Below are 18,180 nucleotides of genomic sequence, written 5' to 3' on the forward strand. Positions count from 1 at the left end.
TGAAAGGGAAGTGGTGGGTGGTACAGGGGTCGAACCTGTGACCTACGCCTTGTAAGGGCGCCGCTCTACCAACTGAGCTAACCACCCGATGTCAGGGGCTGCGTATCTTAATGGAATTCTTGGTTCAGTCAACGCTTGTAAAAAATAAATGTCTTCCAGTGCGAATCCCGCCCGAGCTTTCGTTGCAAAATTTGTGGTCAAACTTTGTTCAAATTTGCTTCGGTAACTCTTTCGCAGTTTGATATCAGGGAATTTGTTACTTCATTGCTGATTTGGCTGCGGTACTATTGAGCTATCTAAAACCGAGGAGATTTTCGATGAAGCGTTGCTGGTTACTTGCAGGGTTGTTGGCGCTGTCCGGCTGCCAAAATATGGAAGCAGTCTCCCCTTGGGTCGATGTGGGTAACCAGATCGCGAAGAACGCGGGCTATGACACCGATTCCAAGCTCGCCAGGGGCATCAAAGAAACCCTGTATACCAGTACCGATCGCGCCAGTAACCGGCTATCGCAGTCGGGTGCATTCAATTTGGGGCTCCCTGCGGCTGCGCGGCCCGTCGCCGACAGCCTGCGCCAGTTCGGCTTCGGCAGTTATGTGGATCGATTGGAAATCGCGATGAATCGTGGTGCGGAGCAGGCGGTTGTCGAGGCGGCGCCGGTGTTCAAGCAGGCGATTACCGGCATGACCGTCAATGATGCCCTGGGCATTATCCGTGGTAGTGATACCGCCGCGACCGATTATTTCCGTGGTCAAACTGAAAGCGCTCTGCGTCTGCGCTATCAGCCGATTGTGGAGGCGAACCTGCGCAAGACCGGTTTCTATGACCAGTACAAGAGCATGCTTGCGGTCTACGACAAGTTGCCGATCGCCAACAAGCCCGACATGGATATGGAGCGCTATGTGATCGACACTAGTATGGCCACGCTGTTTAGCCGTATCGGTGAGGAAGAGACGTTGATCAGACGGGATCCTGTTGCTCGGGGTAGTGTGCTGATTGGGCAGGTGTTTGCTGCGGGGGAGGGGGAGTAGTTCTATTCTCCGTTTACCGAGAGTTTTTCTATACGAATAAGCCCGCATTTGCGGGCTTTTGCTTTTTACCTGGACCGGACGGGAATGATGAGCGCCATCCCTGGCGCTCACCCTGCGGGCGCCTTCGCTTTGCTGCGGCGTCCAAAATTGCTCCAGGCAATTTTGTCGAACGGGGGTTCTTGCACGCCGATCCGCCATATACGAAAAAGCCCGCTTAGTGCGGGCTTTTGCTTTTTATCTGGACCGGACGGGAATGATGAGCGCCATCCATGGCGCTCACCCTGCGGGCGCCTCCGCTTCGCTGCGGCGTCCAAAATTGCTCCCGGCAATTTTGTCGAACGAGGGATCTCACCCGCGGTCCGCCATATACGAAAAAGCCCGCGTAGTGCGGGCTTTTGCTTTTTATGTGGACCGGATGGGAATGATGAGCGCCATCCCTGGCGCTCACCCTGCGGGCGCCTCCGCTTCGCTGCGGCGTCCAAAATTGCTCCCGGCAATTTTGTCGAACAGGGGATCTCACCCGCGGTCCGCCATATACGAAAAAGCCCGCGTAGTGCGGGCTTTTGCTTTTTATCTGGACCGGACGGGAATGATGAGCGCCATCCATGGCGCTCACCCTGCGGGCGCCTTCGCTTTGCTGCGGCGTCCAAAATTGCTCCCGGCAATTTTGTCGAACGGGGGTTCTTGCACGCCGATCCAACATATACAAAAAAGGCCCACACTTTCGTGTGGGCCTTTTTTGTATATGGCGGACCGGACGGGACTCGAACCCGCGACCTCCGGCGTGACAGGCCGGCATTCTAACCAACTGAACTACCGGTCCGCATTCCTGATTTCCCTTTGAATAATCTGCCAGGCAGATGAAAGGGAAGTGGTGGGTGGTACAGGGGTCGAACCTGTGACCTACGCCTTGTAAGGGCGCCGCTCTACCAACTGAGCTAACCACCCCGCGTCAGGAGCTGCGTATCTTAATGAAAAAATTTGCCCCGTCAACGCTTTCCCGAAAAATTTTTTGTCTTTCAATGGGTTAAGCGGCCTGAGGCGCGGAATGCGGGCGTGTTCGATACCCATGTCGCTGCTATAATCGCGCAAATTTCCGGCGGATATAGATCGTGAGAGAGACTGTGAGACGGATGAGCTGGCTGGCCCCGGTTGCTGCGGCGCTTTGTGCCCTGTGCCTGTCTGTTGCCGTGCGTGCGGCGGTAGAGGTGGAGCAGTTGTCGTCACCGGAACTGGAGGCGCGCTATCACGTGCTGATCGAAGAGATGCGCTGTCCCAAGTGCCAGAACCAGAACTTGGCCGGTTCCGACTCGCCGGTGGCGGGCGATCTGCGCCGGGAGGTCCGCCGATTGCTGGAGGAGGGATTCACCGACCAGGAAATTACGGACTACATGGTGGCCCGTTACGGTGATTTTGTGCTCTACCGGCCGCCGCTGCAGCGCAACACCATGGCATTGTGGTTGGCGCCTGGGCTATTTGCGGCCATCGGCCTGTTTGCGCTGATCTTGATAGTGGTGCGTTCGCGCAGTGCGACCGGCGCGCGCCAGGACGACGCCAGCGGGGAATTGACTGAGGAAGAGCGCCGCCGGCTGCAACAGCTGCTCGGCGACGAAGTGGATGGGCTGACCGGCAGCGGGAAGAAAAATGATGACTGAAATCTGGCTCGGCCTGGCACTGCTGGTACTGCCGCTCATATTCGTAATCCTGTGGCCCGCACTGCGCGGTGCCGGCGTACGGCGCGCGACGGATAGGCGCGCCGCTCTGGCCGCGCTGTACCGGGAGCGGCAGGCGGAATTGCAGGCTGCCCGTGAAAGCGGCTCGCTTGACGAGAAACAGTTTGCGCAGCTGGAGGCCGAGATGGCGCGCAACCTGTTGGCTGCGGAAGGGGGGAGTGAATCCGCGCCTTCCGCTGGCGGCGGTCGCGGACTGCTGATCGGCTTGGCCGTGTTGCTTCCTGTCCTCGCGGTCGGAATTTATGTCTGGTCCGGCAACTCCGCCGAGTTGGCGCTGTACCAGGAGATAGCCGCCAGCCAACAGGGCGAGACCAGTGCTGCCGATGAGGCACGCATTACCAGCGAGCTGCGGGCTCGCGCCGAGTCCCATCCGGAGGATTTGACCAGCCGCTATGTGCTGGCCCAGCGCCTGCTGGTCAGTGGTGATTTGCAGGGGGCGGTGGAGGCCTATCGCTATGTGGTTCAGCGTGAACCCCAGGCCGCCGATGTGAAGGCACAGCTGGCGCAGGCGCTGTTCTTTGCCAATGGCTCGAAAGTGAACGACGAGGTGCGCAAGCTGGCGGGCGAAGTTCTGGCAGTTCAGCCGGACAACGGCACCGCCCTCGGCCTGGCCGGTATCGGCGCCTTCGAAAACGAGGAATACGGCGCGGCGCGGGATTACTGGCGGCACGCGCTGAGTCAGTTGCCGCCGAACTCTGCTGCAGCGCAGGCGCTGGCCGCCGGTGTCGCGCGGGCGGAGAAGGCGCTGGCGGACAACGGCGAATCGCCAGTAGAGGCCAAGACTGAAGCGGTGGCAGAGGGTCCGGCGATTCGGGTGCGTGTCGCTCTCGCCGACGGCGTCGAGGCCAATCCCGCCACGCCCGTATTCATCTACGCTCGCGGCAGCGACAGCCCGATGCCGCTGGCAATTGTGCGGCTCACCGCGGAGCAGTTGCCCGCCGAGGTAGTGCTGGACGAGTCCCGCGCGATGATGCCGGGGCGTTCGATCGCCAATACTGATTCGGTTCAGCTGGTCGCGCGCCTCGCAGTGCGCGGCGATGCCCGTCCCGCACCAGGTGACTGGCAGGGCCTGATCGAATCACTGCCGAAGGCCGATTGGAGTGAACCCCAGTCCATCACCATCGATAGCGAGCTGTAGCGCTGGGTCGATGTGGCCAGGCATCACGCCTGGCACTGTCCGGGACCGGCCTCGCCGGTCCGGAATCGCCATTCTCGCCGGGCGCCGATCCTACATCCCCTACACCGGGCTCAACCGGGCCGAGTCGTGCTGACTAACGGTGAAAATTAGCGCTGAAACGCCCGCCGCTGCCATGTACAATTGGCGGTTTGGTGAGCCTTGGGGCCATCGAACTTAGCGCGAGCAGGCCCTGGCCGGCATAGAACAAATACCGAGTTACAAAATACATGCGTCTGAAGTGCATCAAGCTTGCGGGTTTCAAGTCCTTCGTTGACCCGACCACCGTTTACTTTCCCTCCAATCTCAGTGCCGTGGTGGGCCCGAACGGCTGTGGCAAGTCCAACACCATCGATGCGGTGCGCTGGGTGATGGGTGAGTCGTCCGCCAAGAACCTGCGCGGCGACTCCATGACCGATGTCATCTTCAACGGTTCCAGTGGCCGCAAGCCGGTGGGGCAGGCCTCCATCGAGCTGGTGTTCGACAACTCGGAAGGCAAGCTGCAAGGTGCCTATGCCGCCTTCGCCGAGATCTCGGTAAAGCGCAAGGTGACCCGCGATGGCCAGAACAACTACTACCTGAACGGCGACAAGTGTCGTCGCCGCGACGTGACCGACCTGTTCCTGGGAACCGGTCTGGGCCCGCGCAGCTACGCCATTATCGAGCAAGGCATGATCTCCAAGCTGATCGAGGCCAAGCCGGAAGATCTGCGCGTATACATCGAAGAGGCGGCCGGTATCTCCAAGTACAAGGAGCGTCGCCGCGATACCGAAAACCGCATGCGCCGCACCAAGGAGAACCTGGAGCGCCTGACCGATATCCGCGACGAACTGGACCGCCAGCTGTCGCGTTTGGAGCGCCAGTCGGCGGCAGCGGAAAAGTACAGCCGGTTCAAAGAGGAAGAGCGCAGCCACAAGGCGCACTTGCAGGCGCTCAAGTACCGCGAACTGAATGACCAGGCCCAGGGCAAACAGCGCCAGATAGGCGAGCTGGAGCTCACCGTCGAGGAGCTGGTGACCCGCCAGGTCAGCTGCGACACCGATATCGAACAGAAGCGCGTGGGCTATCACGAGCTGTCTGACAGTTTCAACGAGGTGCAGGGCCGCTTCTACGCCGTCGGTGCGGATATCGCGCGCCTGGAGCAGAGCATCGCCCACGCCCGTGAGCGCAATACCCGCCTGCAGTCAGACCTGGCGCAGACCGAACAGGAATTCCGCGAGGCGGAGACCAATCTCGAGGTGGACCAGGAGAAGGCCGCCCAGTTCGAAGCCGAGCTGGAAGTGATCATGCCGGACCTGGAGATGGTGCAGGCCGCGGAAGAAGAGTCCGCGCAGACCCTGCTCGCCGCCGAAGATCAGATGCGCGACTGGCAGAACGAGTGGGACCAGTTCAACCAGGGCGCCTCCGGCTCGCGCCAGAAGGCGGAAGTCCAGCAGTCCCGCATCCAGCACCTGGAGACCTCCCGCCAGCGCCTGCAGGAGCGTATCAACAAACTGCAGGCGGAACAGGCCGGCCTCAGTGACGGCGGTGACGACGGTGAGACCGAACAGCTGAATGAGCAGCTGGCGGAACTGGAATTGCAGGCCGGTGAGCGCCGTGAAGCCGTCGCGGAGAAAAACGAATCCCTGGCCGAGTTGCGCAGCCGCGAGAGCGATATCGCCACCGAACTGGATCAACTGCGCCTGCAGCTGCAGACCAGCCGCGGCCGCCAGGCCTCGCTGGAGGCGCTGCAACAGGCCGCGCTGGGGCAGGGCAAGGCGGTAGAGAACTGGCTACAGCAACAGGCTCTGGCCGACAAACCGCGCCTGGCCGACCAGGTTTCCGCCCGTTCCGGCTGGGAAAAGGCGGTGGAGACCGTGCTCGGCACCCAGCTGCAGGCCGTCTGCGTCGATCAGCTGGAAAGCCTGGGCGAGAGCCTGGCCAGTCTGGAAAGCGGCCAGGCAATCTTTATCGACGGTGCCAGCGTTACCGCGCCGTCTGCCGGCAGCCTGCCTAAACTGGCCGATGTCGTGGAGGGGCCCCAGTCCCTGGCCGGCATCCTCGCCGGTATCTATACCGCCGAAGACCTGAATGGGGCACTGGCACAGCGCGCCCAGCTGCAGGCCCACGAATCCATCGTCACTCGCGACGGCCTGTGGCTCGGCCCCAACTGGCTGCGGGTCAGCCGCGCCTCCGACGCCGAGTCCGGCGTGCTGGCGCGCAAGCAGGAGCTGGAAGAGCTCGAGCAAACCATTGCCAGATGCGAAGAGCAGATCGAGTCCCTCAGTGCGCAGCGCGAAGAGCTGCGCCGCCAGGCCTCCGACCTGGAGAGTGGCATCGAGCAGTTCCGCAATGAAGCGGAGCAGCTGAGTCGCCGCGAGGCGGAGCTGCGCAGTCAGTTGTCGGCCCGCCGCGCCCGCGCCGAGCAGATGAACGAACGCCGCACCCGCGTGGAGCAGGAAATTGCCGAGGTGCGCGAGCAGCTGGAACTCGAAGGTGAGTCGCTGTCCGAGGCGCGCCTGATGCTGCAGGAAGCGGTCGAGGCCATGAGCGACGACACCGACCGCCGCGAAACCCTGCTGGCCCGCCGCGATGAGCTGCGCGAGGCCCTGGATGCGGCGCGCCAGCGCGCCCGCGAGGACAAGGACCGCGCCCACGAACTGGCCATGCGCGAGCAGTCGGTGCGCACGCAGATGATCTCCCTGGAGCGTACCCTGCAGGTCATGCGCGAGCAGCTGGAGCGTCTGCGCAGCCGCCGCGAGCTGCTGCAGGAGCAGATGGCTGAGACCCAGGATCCGTCGCAGGATTTCCAGGCAGAGCTGGAGGAGAAGCTGGGCGAGCGCATCGAAGTCGAGACCGAATTGACCGAAGCGCGCAAAAAACTGGAAGAGGTGGAGAGCGGCCTGCGTGAGCAGGAACAGGAGCGCCACAAGGTAGAGTCCGCCCTGCAGGGCGTGCGCGCCCAGCTGGAACAGGAGCGCCTGTCCGCCCAGACGCTGGAAGTGCAGCGCAACGGCCTGGTGGAACAGCTGCGCGAAACCGATCACGACGTCGATCAGCTACTTGAAGAGCTGCCGGGCGATCTGACCATTGCCCAGGTTCAGGAGGAGCTGGAACTGGTCGCCGCGCGTATTTCACGCCTGGGCCCGATCAATCTGGCGGCCATCGACGAATACAAGCAGGAATCCGAGCGCAAGCACTACCTGGACCGTCAGTATGAAGATCTGATGGAAGCGCTGGAGACCCTGGAAAATGCCATCAAGAAAATCGATCGCGAGACCCGTACACGCTTCAAGGAGACTTTCGATCAGGTCAATGCCGGCCTGCAGGAGCTGTTCCCGAAAGTATTCGGTGGCGGTCACGCCTATCTGGAGCTGACCGGCGAGGACCTGCTGGATACCGGTATCGCCATCATGGCGCGCCCGCCGGGCAAACGAAACAGCACCATTCACCTCCTGTCCGGTGGTGAAAAGGCGCTCACCGCGATCGCACTCGTATTCTCGATCTTCCGCCTGAACCCGGCGCCGTTCTGTATGCTGGACGAGGTGGACGCACCGCTGGACGATGCCAACGTTGGCCGCTATGCACGCATGGTGAAGGAAATGTCCGAGCACGTGCAGTTCATCTATATTACCCATAACAAGATCGCGATGGAGATGGCGAATCAGCTGCTGGGTGTGACCATGCACGAGCCGGGCGTATCGCGTCTGGTATCCGTGGACGTGGAAGAGGCGGCCGAGCTGGCATCCGCGTAAAAGGCGTAAGGGAGAGGCGCTTCAATGGGAAACTGGCTGATAACAATTCTCGCTGTGGTGTTGCTGCTGGCAATTCTGGACGGCGTGCGCCGCGCGATTGTGAAGCAGCGCGCGGCGATGAAAGTCTCGCGTAATCTGTCCCGCGCGATGCAGCGGGATCGCGATGACGATATGGATATCCTTTCTACGCCGCGCCGGGTGACACCAAATGAAAAAGTTGAGGATGACCACTACCTCGACCCGGAAGAAGAGGCAAAGCGACGTCAGATAGCGCGGGAGCTGCCGGGGCAGGTTCGCGTTGTGCAGCGGCGCGCATTGGAAGATGCATTGCAGGTAAATCGGCAGGTGCAGGAGAGTTTTATGTCTTCGCGCAAACCGCTGGCCGGTAGCAATCCACAGCGCGCAGAGCCGGAACAGGTTTCGCTTAACCTGGAGGAGCAGGTCCCAACGCTGATGGACTCGGTTCCGGTTGAAGAGCAGCGCCGCGAGCCGGAACTAAATGAGTCGGAAAGCCTCGAAGCCCTCAGTGCTGAGGTAGCGCACAGCGATGAATCGGTGGCGGAAACGACCGCACCGGCTCAGGAATCCACCCGAGCGCCGAGAGCAGAGCCTTTGCGCAAGGAGAAGAAAACCCCGGTGAACAAACAGAGCAAGCAGGTGCAAAGCGAGCCGCGTGAGAAGTCTCCGGTAGAGGAAGTGCTGATTATCAATGTGATGGCTCGGGAGGGCGATCACTTCGAGGGCAACGATCTGTTACGGGTAATGGTTGCCTCTGGCATGCGTTTTGGGGAGATGAATATTTTTCACTATCACCAGGGCGGCGCCGCTGACGGCCCGGTGGTATTCAGTCTCGCCAACATGGTGGTACCCGGCGTATTCGATCTGGCGCAGATGGAAGAATTTGCCACTCCGGGTGTGAGCCTGTTCCTGGCGCTGCCCATCGAAGGTGAGGCGATCAAAGCATTCGAGCAGCTGCTCGCTACGTCACGCCAGATTGCTGAACTGCTGGGTGGTGAATTGAAAGATGAAAACCGCAGCGTTTTCACCGCTCAGACGGCCGAACATTACCGCCAGCGCGTGATGGAGTACCAGCGTCGCAAGGCTCTGGCCCGGGCGCAGGCCTGACAACCAGCATTTAGAGCGAAGGGGCGGCCGTTGGCTGCGATGGTAATTACCGTTAGGTGAACCCATCGCGGCCAGCGGCCGCTCTTACGTGTAGAATCCCCGCTATCCATTCTCAATCCGTGTTGTTTGCGAACAATCGATGACCAATAAAAAAATTCCCGCCGAAAAGCGTGAGCGAGCGCAGGAACTGCATGAAATCCTGCAACGTGCCAACTACCAATATTACGTACTCGATAATCCGGAGCTGCCCGATTCGGAATACGATCGCCGCCTGCGTGAACTGCAGGAGCTGGAGCGGGAATACCCGGAACTGGTTACCCAAGATTCGCCCACCCAGCGGGTAGGCGCCGAGCCCTTGTCGTCCTTTGCGGAGGTGCGCCACGAAGTACCAATGCTGTCGCTGGACAATGCCTTCGATGATGACGAATTGCTCGAGTTTGATCGCCGCGTGCGCGATCGTTTGAACAGTAAGGATCCGGTGGAATACGCCTGTGAGCCGAAGCTCGACGGTATCGCCATCAGTTTGCTGTATCGCGACGGTATGCTGGAGCGAGCCGCCACTCGCGGTGATGGCACCACCGGTGAGGACATTACCCAGAATGTGCGCACCATCGGCTCGGTGCCGCTGCGCTTGCTGCATAACGGCGTACCGAAAGTGCTGGAAGTGCGCGGTGAGATCTATATGCCCAAAGCGGGATTCGCCGAGCTGAACAAGAAAGCGGCGGAGGCGGGCGAGAAGACCTTTGTCAATCCGCGCAATGCCGCTGCCGGCAGCCTGCGCCAGCTGGATTCCCGCATTACCGCCAAGCGGCCGCTACAGCTGTGTGCCTACGGCGTCGGTCTGGTAGAGGGCGCCACACTGCCCGACAGGCACACGGAAATCCTGAAACAACTGAATCGGTGGGGCTTTCGCATCAACAGCGAAATGGCCGAGGCAAGAGATATCCAGGCCTGTATCGAATATCACAAGAAGCTCGGAGAGAAGCGCGAGCAGCTTCCGTACGATATCGATGGCATCGTGTTTAAGGTCAACGAGATAGGACTGCAGCGACGACTGGGGTTTGTCGCGCGCGCGCCGCGCTGGGCAATGGCCTATAAGTTCCCAGCACAGGAAGAGATGACCGAACTGCTGGACGTGGAGTTCCAGGTGGGTCGCACCGGTGCCGTGACGCCGGTGGCGCGCTTGAAGCCGGTATTTGTCGGCGGCGTAACGGTCTCCAATGCGACCCTGCACAACCGCGATGAAATTGAGCGGCTGGGCGTAAAAATCGGCGATACGGTGGTGATCCGCCGCGCCGGTGATGTGATTCCGCAAGTGGTATCCGTCGTCGAGAGCAAGCGTCCGCACAATGCGCGCACCATCGAATTCCCGACGCACTGTCCGGTGTGCGATTCGCCGGTGGAGTCGACACCCGGCGAAGCGGTGGCCCGCTGCAGCGGTGGCCTGATATGCAGCGCCCAGCGCAAGCAGGCGATCAAGCATTTCGCCTCGCGCAAGGCCATGGATATCGATGGTCTGGGTGACAAGCTGGTGGAGCAGCTGGTGGACGAGGGGCTGTTGCACTCTGTGTCTGGCCTCTATCACCTGAGTCTCGCTGAGCTGGTCGAGCTGGAGCGCATGGGACAGAAATCCGCGCAGAATCTGCTCGATGCACTGGAACACAGCAAGGACACCACGTTGCCGAAGTTCCTCTACGCACTCGGTATTCGCGAGGTGGGCGAAGCCACCGCACGTAACCTGGCGCGGCACTACGGTGAACTGGAACCGCTGATGCAGGCAGATGAGGAATCCCTGCAGGAAGTCGAAGATGTGGGGCCGGTCGTGGCCCATTTCGTCGCCGAATTTTTCCAGCAGTCGCACGCGCAGGAGGAGATCGAGGCGTTGCGACAGGCTGGCGTGCACTGGGCGCCGGAAGAGCAGGGCGGTGCCGAGCAGCCGCTGTCCGGACAGACCTGGGTCCTGACTGGCAAACTGGAAACTCTCTCGCGCAGCGAGGCCAAGGATTACCTGCAGCGCCTCGGCGCCAAGGTTGCGGGCAGCGTCTCTGCCAATACCGGTACCGTCGTCGCCGGGCCCGGCGCGGGTTCCAAGCTGAACAAGGCGCGGGAGCTCGGAATTTCGGTAATGGACGAAGAAGAGCTGCTGGCCATGTTGCGCGAGCGCGGTTTTGAGATCTGAGCCGCGTTGCAATTGCGTCAGTTTCCCGGCGGGGTGAGCCACGGGTTCGCCCTGTCTTCGACTGCACGGTTTGACGCGCGTGCGCCGCGGCTGCGCATACAGAGTTTGATCAAAAAATGGCCGCGCTTTCATTTGCGATCTGGGTTATAGCTTTCTCCTCTCTTCACCGTTAAAGTGAAGCTCCCAGGTTTTATGCTCCGCGCATTTTTTATGCAGCGGCGCTGTGGTAAGGAAGAGAGCGAGTGCTTCAGGGCGACCAGGAATCCATTGTCTACGGTTGTATCAAAGACAGTAACAGTCTTGCCGGCGGCGCTGATCGCAGACGCGTCAACCGCGCGGCGATTCTCGCACTTCCGAGTGCCGATGAGTGGCCCTTCCTGTGCCGTGATATGTTTTCCATTCCCACCATCAAGGTGAAACAGTCCCAGTACCAGACTGACGTCATCCATTTCGGCGCATCCTATTGCGCGGTGGAGTACGAGTGGAATCACTGGATACAGAAATTCGAGGAACTGCTGCGGAGCATGTACTGGGTCTCGGCTACCGTACACCTGGAGACAGAACTTTCCGGAATCCATTCTTTTACCTGGGAGGCTGCGGGCCTTTATCACGAGCCGGGCAGTGGCGACATGCAGGTGCGCTGCGAGTGGACCCAGGAGGGGCGAGTCAGCGTCTGATCCGTTTTTAGCTATGCTTTAACTGTTCGCAGTTGTCGACCGCGCGCTGCGGCCGGCCTTCGCCTGTGGGAGATGCACGGCGTGGAAGCAAGCTCGGTGGCAGAGGCCGGAATCCCCGGTTTCGCGACTCTCTACGCGCACATCAGGGTTATTCTGGGTATTGTCGTCGGGTTGGGACTGACGCATTTGCTGCGCAATCTTGCGCGCGTTGTTGATGAACCGCGCGAGGACCGGCTGTACTGGATCCATCTGACATGGGTCCTTTTTGCGATGCTGTACCTGCTGCACTTCTGGTGGTGGGAATTCCGCATTTCGCACACCTCGCGGATCAGCTTCTTCCTGTTTCTCTATCTGATCAGTTACACACTGACGCTGTATTTCCTTTGTGCACTCTTATTCCCGGAAAAGAATTCCGACCCGAAGGACTATCGCGTGTTGTTCTATGAGCGGCGCAAATGGTTTTTTGCCGTGTTGGCCTTGGTATTTCTGATCGATATCGGTGACAGCCTGCTCAAGGGTATGGGCTACTTGCTGGGACTGGGCCACATCTATTTGTACCGAAATCTGCTGTTTTTCGTGGCCTGCCTGGTGGCGATTGCGACCAGGAGCCCCCGCTACCACGCCACCTTCGCGGTATCCGGTATTCTGTTTCAAATTTACTGGCTGTTTGGCGAATAGCGTTCCAAATATTTGCAATTTTTAACTTGGCGTTGCCCAGTGGCGGCGATAAGCTGTGAATCGCAATCCTCGAGCACAGGTGCCGGCAGGCGCCACTACCTGAAAGGAGTTCCCATGACTGGTTACCGATCCATAATTTTCGCCAGCGCCCTGATGTTGTCGCCGCTGCTGCACGCGGGCGAAGACACTCAGGCAAACTTGATTTCGGAAGCGCCGGCGGATGCCAAGGTTTACTTCATCTCACCGAAAAATGGCGAGACGGTACCGCAGACCTTTACCGTGAAGTTTGGTCTGTCCGGCATGGGGGTGGCACCGGCCGGCGTTGAACGTGACAAGACTGGTCACCACCACCTGCTGATCGACGTGAAAGAGATGCCGGATATGACCAAGCCGCTGCCGGCCACGGAAAATATCATCCACTTTGGCGGTGGACAGACCGAAACCGAAATCACTCTGCCGCCGGGCAAGCACACGCTGCAGCTGGTGCTGGGTAATTACCTGCATATACCGTTCAAGAAATCGGTAATGTCGGAAAAAATTACCGTAGAGGTGCAATAGTTTTCCACAATGAGCGAATAGCTGTCGTAATAGTGCCACGCGGTGTGTAGGGCGCGCCCAGTGAGGTAGGTATGGCCGGAAAATTCCGCAGGGAAAAAGATAGTCTGGGCGAAGTGCAGGTGCCCGCAGATGCCCTGTACGGCGCCCAGACCCAGCGAGCGCTGGAGAATTTCCCGATCAGTGGCAGCCGACTGCCGACGGAATTTATTCGCGCGATCGTGTTGATCAAGCGGTCCGCGGCTCAGGCAAATTGCGAATTGGAGTTGCTGGATGATGAGCGGGCGGCGGCTATTATCAAGGCCTGCGACTCCCTGGGTGAAAGCGAATTCGCGACGCAGTTCCCGCTGGATATCTACCAGACTGGCTCGGGCACCAGTACCAATATGAATGTGAACGAGGTGCTGGCCCACATTGCCACACGCGACAGTGGCCTGCAGGTAAGTCCCAACGATCACGTGAATATGAGCCAGAGCAGCAACGACGTGATCCCCAGCGCGATTCACGTATCGGCACTGCTCGGTGTGCGGGATCACCTGCTGCCGGCCGTGCGGCACCTGCGCGGACAGCTGTGTGACAAGGCTGCGGCGGCTGAGGATGTGGTCAAGACCGGCCGTACCCATCTGATGGACGCGGTGCCGATGACCCTGGCGCAAGAGATCGGTGCCTGGGCGGCTCAGATGGAGTCCTGCCGCGAGCGTATCCGAGGCACGCTGCCGCGGCTGGCGCAACTGGCTCAGGGTGGTACGGCGATAGGAACCGGGCTGAATGCGCATCCGGATTTCGCCGAACTGTTTGCGCAGAAACTGAGTGCCAATAGCACACAGCAATTCCGCCCGGCCGACAATTTGTTTGCGGCGATTGCCAGTCAGGATACCGCGGTTGAGCTGTCCGGCCAGCTCAAAGTGCTGGCGGTGGCGCTGATGAAAATTGCCAATGACCTGCGCTGGATGAACAGCGGCCCGCTGGCGGGCTTTGCGGAGATTGAGCTACAGGCGCTGCAGCCGGGCAGTAGTATCATGCCGGGCAAGGTCAACCCGGTAATCGGCGAATCCGTGGCGATGGTGGCCACGCGCGTGATCGGCAACGATACAACCATCGCGCTGGCCGGGCAGAGCGGTAACTTCCAGCTGAATGTCATGTTGCCGCTGGTGGCTCATGCGCTGCTGGACAGCATCCAGTTGCTGGGCAGTGCGGCGCGGCTGCTGGCGGACAAGGCCATTGCCACCTTTGCGGTCAACCGCGAACGCATGGAGCAGGCACTTGCGCGCAACCCGATTCTGGTGACGGCGCTGAATCCGGTTATCGGCTATGCGAAAGCGGCAGAAATCGCCAAAGCGGCCTATAGAGAGGGGCGGCCGGTGATGGACGTGGCGGTCGAAATGACGGATCTCAGCGAGGAAGAGCTGAAAGTGTTGCTGGATCCGGCGCGGCTCGCAAAGGGCGGGCTGATCGGCGAGTAGTTCCTAACCTTTGCCCGCACCGTCAGGCAAACAGCGCCAGCGCCACCCATATGGCGACCATGAGCGTGGCCAGGCACTCGATCCATGTGAACAAGTGCCTGATGGTAACGCGATCCTCACGTCGCAGCATTCTTTTGCCCATCTGAACCTCCCGCGGCGTTGACAGGACTTCGCGTATCCCTCACGATTCCACGCCGCGTCGGTGCACGACACCGACACTACAATGGTAATGCCGCTGTGTGGCGGCAACCAATTGCCTGTTTTTTCAATCGACGCTGTTAGATTCCCATGGCCAAAAAGAGTCGCCGTTCATTTATAACCAGTGTGCTCGCCTGTCTCGCCTTTATCGCCGCAGCGATATGGAGCTGGGACCTGCCCATTGAGAATGTGGCGTCCTACCTGGTATTACTGCTGATTTTTCTCGTCGTTATCATTGCTGCGGCGCTGGGTTTTGGAGCACTGCTGAGCTGGTTGCGCAGGCGAAAAAAATAGATGTCTGCGCCGGAACAGGATATCCGCATCCCCATCGCCTATCTCGAGCGATTACTGGACGAAGCGACGCGCCATGGCTGTGATCGCAGCGAATTGCTCGCGTCGGTAGGGATCGACGAACGGGAACTGGAGGGGGCCGCAGCATTTTCGGCGCTCAAGTACGGCCGCCTGTACCAGCGGGTCATGTGGCAGGTTCAGGACGAGTGGTTCGGAATGTTGAGCGGCGGGCGTGTGCGCTCGGGATCATTCCGCCTGCTGTGCCTGACGGTAATCAATTGTGAGACAGTGCGGCAGGCGATTACCCTCAGTGCCGAATTCATGGAGATCTGCCGCGGTTTCAAAGTGAAGCCGGTGTTCGAACCGGCGCCTGAAGGCCGCGAGCGGGTGGCCATACGTGGAATCAGCTCGCTGGCCGCGGGTGAGTTCGACCAGTTGATCGCCGAGACCAGTCCCGGCGTGATTCGCACTACGCTCGCAGTCTGGCACCGCTTTTACTGCTGGCTGGTGGGGCGCGAGATCCCGCTGGCGCGATTGCATTTTTCCTTTCCGTGTCCGGAAGAGTTCCGCACTCTCGCTCAGAGCGAGGCCGGCGAGCTGCTATTCGAACAGCCGGTCAATGCGCTCGAATACGACAGCCGCTACCTGGATTATCCGGTGGTGCAGAATCCGCAAACGGTGGAAGACTTTATCCGCACCGCGCCATATCACCTGGTCATCAGCGATGGCAGTGCCAACAGCATCAAGACCAAGGTCAAGACAATTCTGAACCGCGACGTCAGCGAGTCCATGCCTGCGGCAGAGGTGGTGGCTGAGCGTCTGAATATGTCGGTGACCACCCTGCGCCGGCGGCTGCAACAGGAGGGGACCTCTTATCAGAAGCTGAAAGACGAGTGCCGCATGGAGGCCGCCTTTCACTACCTCAGCTGTCCGGATCTCTCCAATGGGCAGATTGCCGAAATGCTCGGTTTTGACGAGTCCAGTGCCTTTTTCCGCGCCTTCAAGAAATGGACCGGAATCACTCCCGGCGAATATCGCAAGAGCGGCAGGCCGGCGACGGGCCTGGCCGGCTGACCTAGCCCGGATATTGCACCAGGCCGCTTGAGATTCCACTTAAGTCTTTGTTTGTAAAATTTTTTTGGAGTTTCACTCGGGTACAAAATGTTACCAGGCACCGCTGGCCGCGCCCTCGCTTGATCTTTGTGCGTACAGCACATTTTTGCGGCTAATACGTGCGATAAGCATGCATGTGCGCCGCAAAAATGCACTGAACGCACAGATCTCGGCGCGATCATCGCGGCCCCTGGTGCAATATCCGGGCTAGGTAGTCACTTTTCCCTTCTCGCTGCCCCTATTTGTCACCGCTTTGGACGGGTTTCGCCATAGTGGGTGGCGCAGAGTTGCTACTATGATGAACCAATCGTAGAAACTAGTCATAAATCTGACTGGCCGGTATTTTTCGGCCAATCGGCAAACAACAGCGAGTTGAGGGTAGCAGGATGACCGATATCAAGATTCCATTGCGTGACATGCGTTTCGCCATGCGCGAATTGCTGGACTGGGACAAGCACTACGAGTCCCTGGGCTACGAAGACGCCACTCCGGATCTGGTAGACGCCATCCTCGAAGAGGGCGCCAAGTTCTGTGAAAATGTGCTCGCGCCGCTGAATGCGGTCGGTGACCAGCAGGGCTGCACCTGGAATGACGGCGAAGTCACCACGCCGGAAGGCTTCAAGGAAGCTTACCAGCAGTTTGTCGAAGCCGGCTGGCCGTCACTGGCCCACGATCCCGCCCACGGTGGCCAGGGTCTGCCGCCGTCGCTGGGTACCGTGATGAGTGAAATGGTGGGTACCGCCAACTGGTCCTGGGGAATGTACCCGGGTCTGTCCCACGGTGCAATGAATACGCTGGAAGCGCACGGTACCGACGAGCAGAAAGAGACCTATCTGACCAAGCTGGTGGAAGGTAGCTGGACCGGCACCATGTGCCTGACCGAGCCGCACTGCGGCACCGACCTGGGCATACTGCGCACCAAGGCCGAGCCGAATGCCGACGGTTCCTACGCCATTACCGGTACCAAGATCTTTATCTCCGCCGGTGAGCACGACATGGCCGAGAATATCGTCCATATCGTTCTCGCGCGCCTGCCGGATGCCCCGGCCGGCACCAAGGGCATCTCCCTGTTTATCGTGCCCAAATTCCTGCCGAACGCGGACGGCTCCGCCGGTGAGCGCAACGGTGTCGTCTGTGGCTCCCTCGAGCACAAGATGGGTATCCACGGCAACGCCACTGCGGTGCTGAACTTTGACGGCGCCAAGGGCTTCCTGATCGGTCCGCCGAATAAGGGCCTGAACTGCATGTTCACCTTTATGAACACCGCGCGCCTGGGTACGGCGCTGCAGGGCCTGGCGCACGCGGAAGCGGGCTTCCAGAAGTCCCTGGCCTACGCCAAGGACCGCCTGCAGATGCGCTCCCTGTCCGGCCCGAAAAATCCGGAAGGTCCCGCTGACCCGATCATCGTGCATCCGGACGTGCGCCGCATGCTGTTGACCCAGAAGGCCTTTGCCGAGGGCGGCCGCATGCTGATCCTGCTGTGTGCGCAACAGGTAGATCGCCTGCAAAAGGGCAGCGAAGAAGACAAGAAGGATGCCGACGACCTGCTGGCATTCCTGACGCCGATCGCCAAGGCGTTCCTGACCGAGACCGGTTTGGAGTCTGCCAACCTGGGCATGCAGTGTTTCGGCGGCCACGGTTATATCGCCGAGTGGGGCATGGAGCAGAACGTGCGCGACGCGCGTATCTCCACCATCTACGAAGGCACCACCGGCGTCCAGGCGCTGGACCTGCTGGGCCGCAAGGTGCTGATGAGCCAGGGCGAGCTGCTGCGCAAGTTCACCAAGGTAATGCACAAGTTCTGCCAGGCGGAAATCGACAACGAAGCGCTGGCCCCGTTTGTCACCAAACTGCAGGAGCTGAACAAGCAGTGGGGTGACCTGACGCTGCATGTTGGCGGTAAGGCGATGGAGAACCCGGAAGAAGTCGGTGCGGCCTCCGTTGATTACCTGATGTTCTCCGGTTACGCCGTACAGGGCTACCTCTGGGCCCGCGCGGCCAAGATTGCCAACGACAAATTGGCAGCGGGCACCGGCGAGGCGGACTTCTACCGTGCGAAACTGGCTACCGCGCGCTTCTACTTCGACCGTATCCTGCCGCGCACTGCCAGCCACGCTGCGGCGATGCTGAGCGGTGCGGCCAACCTCATGGAACTGGATGCGGAGCACTTCGCATTCTGATTTCAGAGCCAATGAAAAACCGCCGGCCACACCGGCGGTTTTTTTATGGCGG

The 18,180-nt window shown here is 60.1% G+C and carries 13 protein-coding genes and 3 tRNA genes; 13 read left to right on the forward strand and 3 right to left on the reverse strand.

Annotated features, from left to right (window positions below):
* Positions 1–11: 11 nt before the first annotated feature.
* Positions 12–87, reverse strand: a tRNA-Val gene (locus tag BUC36_RS15730).
* 230 nt (positions 88–317) lie between these two features.
* On the opposite strand from BUC36_RS15730, the gene BUC36_RS15735 reads away from it, so the two are divergent.
* Positions 318–1,028, forward strand: a complete 711-nt coding sequence (locus BUC36_RS15735) for a DUF4197 domain-containing protein (protein ID WP_073276952.1) — start codon at positions 318–320, stop codon at positions 1,026–1,028.
* A 746-nt stretch (positions 1,029–1,774) separates the two neighbouring features.
* On the opposite strand, the gene BUC36_RS15740 is transcribed toward BUC36_RS15735, so the two are convergent.
* Positions 1,775–1,851, reverse strand: a tRNA-Asp gene (locus BUC36_RS15740).
* A 49-nt stretch (positions 1,852–1,900) separates the two neighbouring features.
* Positions 1,901–1,976, reverse strand: a tRNA-Val gene (locus BUC36_RS15745).
* Between the two features lie 185 nt (positions 1,977–2,161).
* On the opposite strand from BUC36_RS15745, the gene BUC36_RS15750 reads away from it, so the two are divergent.
* From BUC36_RS15750 to BUC36_RS15805, 12 genes are all read left to right on the forward strand, one after another.
* Positions 2,162–2,683 carry a cytochrome c-type biogenesis protein gene (locus BUC36_RS15750; RefSeq protein WP_084536157.1) on the forward strand — a complete coding sequence of 174 codons (522 nt, stop codon included), beginning with the start codon at positions 2,162–2,164 and terminating at the stop codon, positions 2,681–2,683.
* Entirely contained in the window at positions 2,673–3,899 is a 1,227-nt protein-coding gene (ccmI, locus tag BUC36_RS15755; protein WP_234995028.1) for a c-type cytochrome biogenesis protein CcmI, read from the forward strand. The genes BUC36_RS15750 and ccmI overlap by 11 nt, the downstream gene beginning before the upstream one ends.
* A 266-nt stretch (positions 3,900–4,165) precedes the next feature.
* The gene (smc, locus tag BUC36_RS15760; RefSeq protein ID WP_073276955.1) at positions 4,166–7,669 is read left to right on the forward strand and encodes a chromosome segregation protein SMC; all 3,504 of its coding nucleotides are present in this window, start codon (positions 4,166–4,168) and stop codon (positions 7,667–7,669) included.
* 24 nt (positions 7,670–7,693) lie between these two features.
* Positions 7,694–8,794 (forward strand): cell division protein ZipA, encoded by a 1,101-nt coding sequence (zipA, locus tag BUC36_RS15765; protein WP_073276957.1) that lies wholly within the window; start codon positions 7,694–7,696, stop codon positions 8,792–8,794.
* Positions 8,795–8,933: 139 nt separating this feature from the next.
* Positions 8,934–10,973, forward strand: a complete 2,040-nt coding sequence (ligA, locus tag BUC36_RS15770) for an NAD-dependent DNA ligase LigA (protein ID WP_073276959.1) — start codon at positions 8,934–8,936, stop codon at positions 10,971–10,973.
* Between the two features lie 242 nt (positions 10,974–11,215).
* Positions 11,216–11,650: a hypothetical protein gene (locus tag BUC36_RS15775; protein WP_073276962.1), complete on the forward strand. Its 435-nt coding sequence runs from the start codon at positions 11,216–11,218 to the stop codon at positions 11,648–11,650.
* An 81-nt stretch (positions 11,651–11,731) separates the two neighbouring features.
* Positions 11,732–12,328 (forward strand): hypothetical protein, encoded by a 597-nt coding sequence (locus BUC36_RS15780; protein WP_084536159.1) that lies wholly within the window; start codon positions 11,732–11,734, stop codon positions 12,326–12,328.
* A gap of 114 nt (positions 12,329–12,442) precedes the next feature.
* A complete protein-coding gene (locus BUC36_RS15785) occupies positions 12,443–12,886 on the forward strand; it encodes a DUF4399 domain-containing protein (protein WP_073276966.1) in 444 nt (147 codons plus the stop codon).
* A gap of 71 nt (positions 12,887–12,957) precedes the next feature.
* Complete coding sequence (locus BUC36_RS15790) at positions 12,958–14,346, forward strand: class II fumarate hydratase (RefSeq protein ID WP_073276968.1); 1,389 nt, start codon at positions 12,958–12,960, stop codon at positions 14,344–14,346.
* Positions 14,347–14,634: 288 nt separating this feature from the next.
* The gene (locus BUC36_RS15795) at positions 14,635–14,838 is read left to right on the forward strand and encodes a hypothetical protein (protein ID WP_073276970.1); all 204 of its coding nucleotides are present in this window, start codon (positions 14,635–14,637) and stop codon (positions 14,836–14,838) included.
* Complete coding sequence (locus tag BUC36_RS15800) at positions 14,839–15,909, forward strand: AraC family transcriptional regulator (RefSeq protein WP_073276973.1); 1,071 nt, start codon at positions 14,839–14,841, stop codon at positions 15,907–15,909.
* Positions 15,910–16,334: 425 nt separating this feature from the next.
* Complete coding sequence (locus tag BUC36_RS15805) at positions 16,335–18,128, forward strand: acyl-CoA dehydrogenase C-terminal domain-containing protein (RefSeq protein ID WP_073276975.1); 1,794 nt, start codon at positions 16,335–16,337, stop codon at positions 18,126–18,128.
* Positions 18,129–18,180: the final 52 nt, after the last annotated feature.

Origin of the sequence: Microbulbifer donghaiensis, assembly GCF_900129095.1 — a bacterium.
Lineage (GTDB): Bacteria > Pseudomonadota > Gammaproteobacteria > Pseudomonadales > Cellvibrionaceae > Microbulbifer > Microbulbifer donghaiensis.

Excerpts from the sequence above, each read along its gene's own strand:
- ligA (WP_073276959.1), top strand. The coding sequence starts at position 8,934 with ATGACCAATAAAAAAATTCCCGCCGAAAAGCGTGAGCGAGCGCAGGAA.
- BUC36_RS15790 (WP_073276968.1), top strand. The coding sequence starts at position 12,958 with ATGGCCGGAAAATTCCGCAGGGAAAAAGATAGTCTGGGCGAAGTGCAG.
- BUC36_RS15800 (WP_073276973.1), top strand. The coding sequence starts at position 14,839 with ATGTCTGCGCCGGAACAGGATATCCGCATCCCCATCGCCTATCTCGAG.
- BUC36_RS15805 (WP_073276975.1), top strand. The coding sequence starts at position 16,335 with ATGACCGATATCAAGATTCCATTGCGTGACATGCGTTTCGCCATGCGC.
- BUC36_RS15750 (WP_084536157.1), top strand. The coding sequence starts at position 2,162 with ATGAGCTGGCTGGCCCCGGTTGCTGCGGCGCTTTGTGCCCTGTGCCTG.
- ccmI (WP_234995028.1), top strand. The coding sequence starts at position 2,673 with ATGATGACTGAAATCTGGCTCGGCCTGGCACTGCTGGTACTGCCGCTC.
- zipA (WP_073276957.1), top strand. The coding sequence starts at position 7,694 with ATGGGAAACTGGCTGATAACAATTCTCGCTGTGGTGTTGCTGCTGGCA.
- smc (WP_073276955.1), top strand. The coding sequence starts at position 4,166 with ATGCGTCTGAAGTGCATCAAGCTTGCGGGTTTCAAGTCCTTCGTTGAC.
- BUC36_RS15795 (WP_073276970.1), top strand. The coding sequence starts at position 14,635 with ATGGCCAAAAAGAGTCGCCGTTCATTTATAACCAGTGTGCTCGCCTGT.
- BUC36_RS15735 (WP_073276952.1), top strand. The coding sequence starts at position 318 with ATGAAGCGTTGCTGGTTACTTGCAGGGTTGTTGGCGCTGTCCGGCTGC.
- BUC36_RS15785 (WP_073276966.1), top strand. The coding sequence starts at position 12,443 with ATGACTGGTTACCGATCCATAATTTTCGCCAGCGCCCTGATGTTGTCG.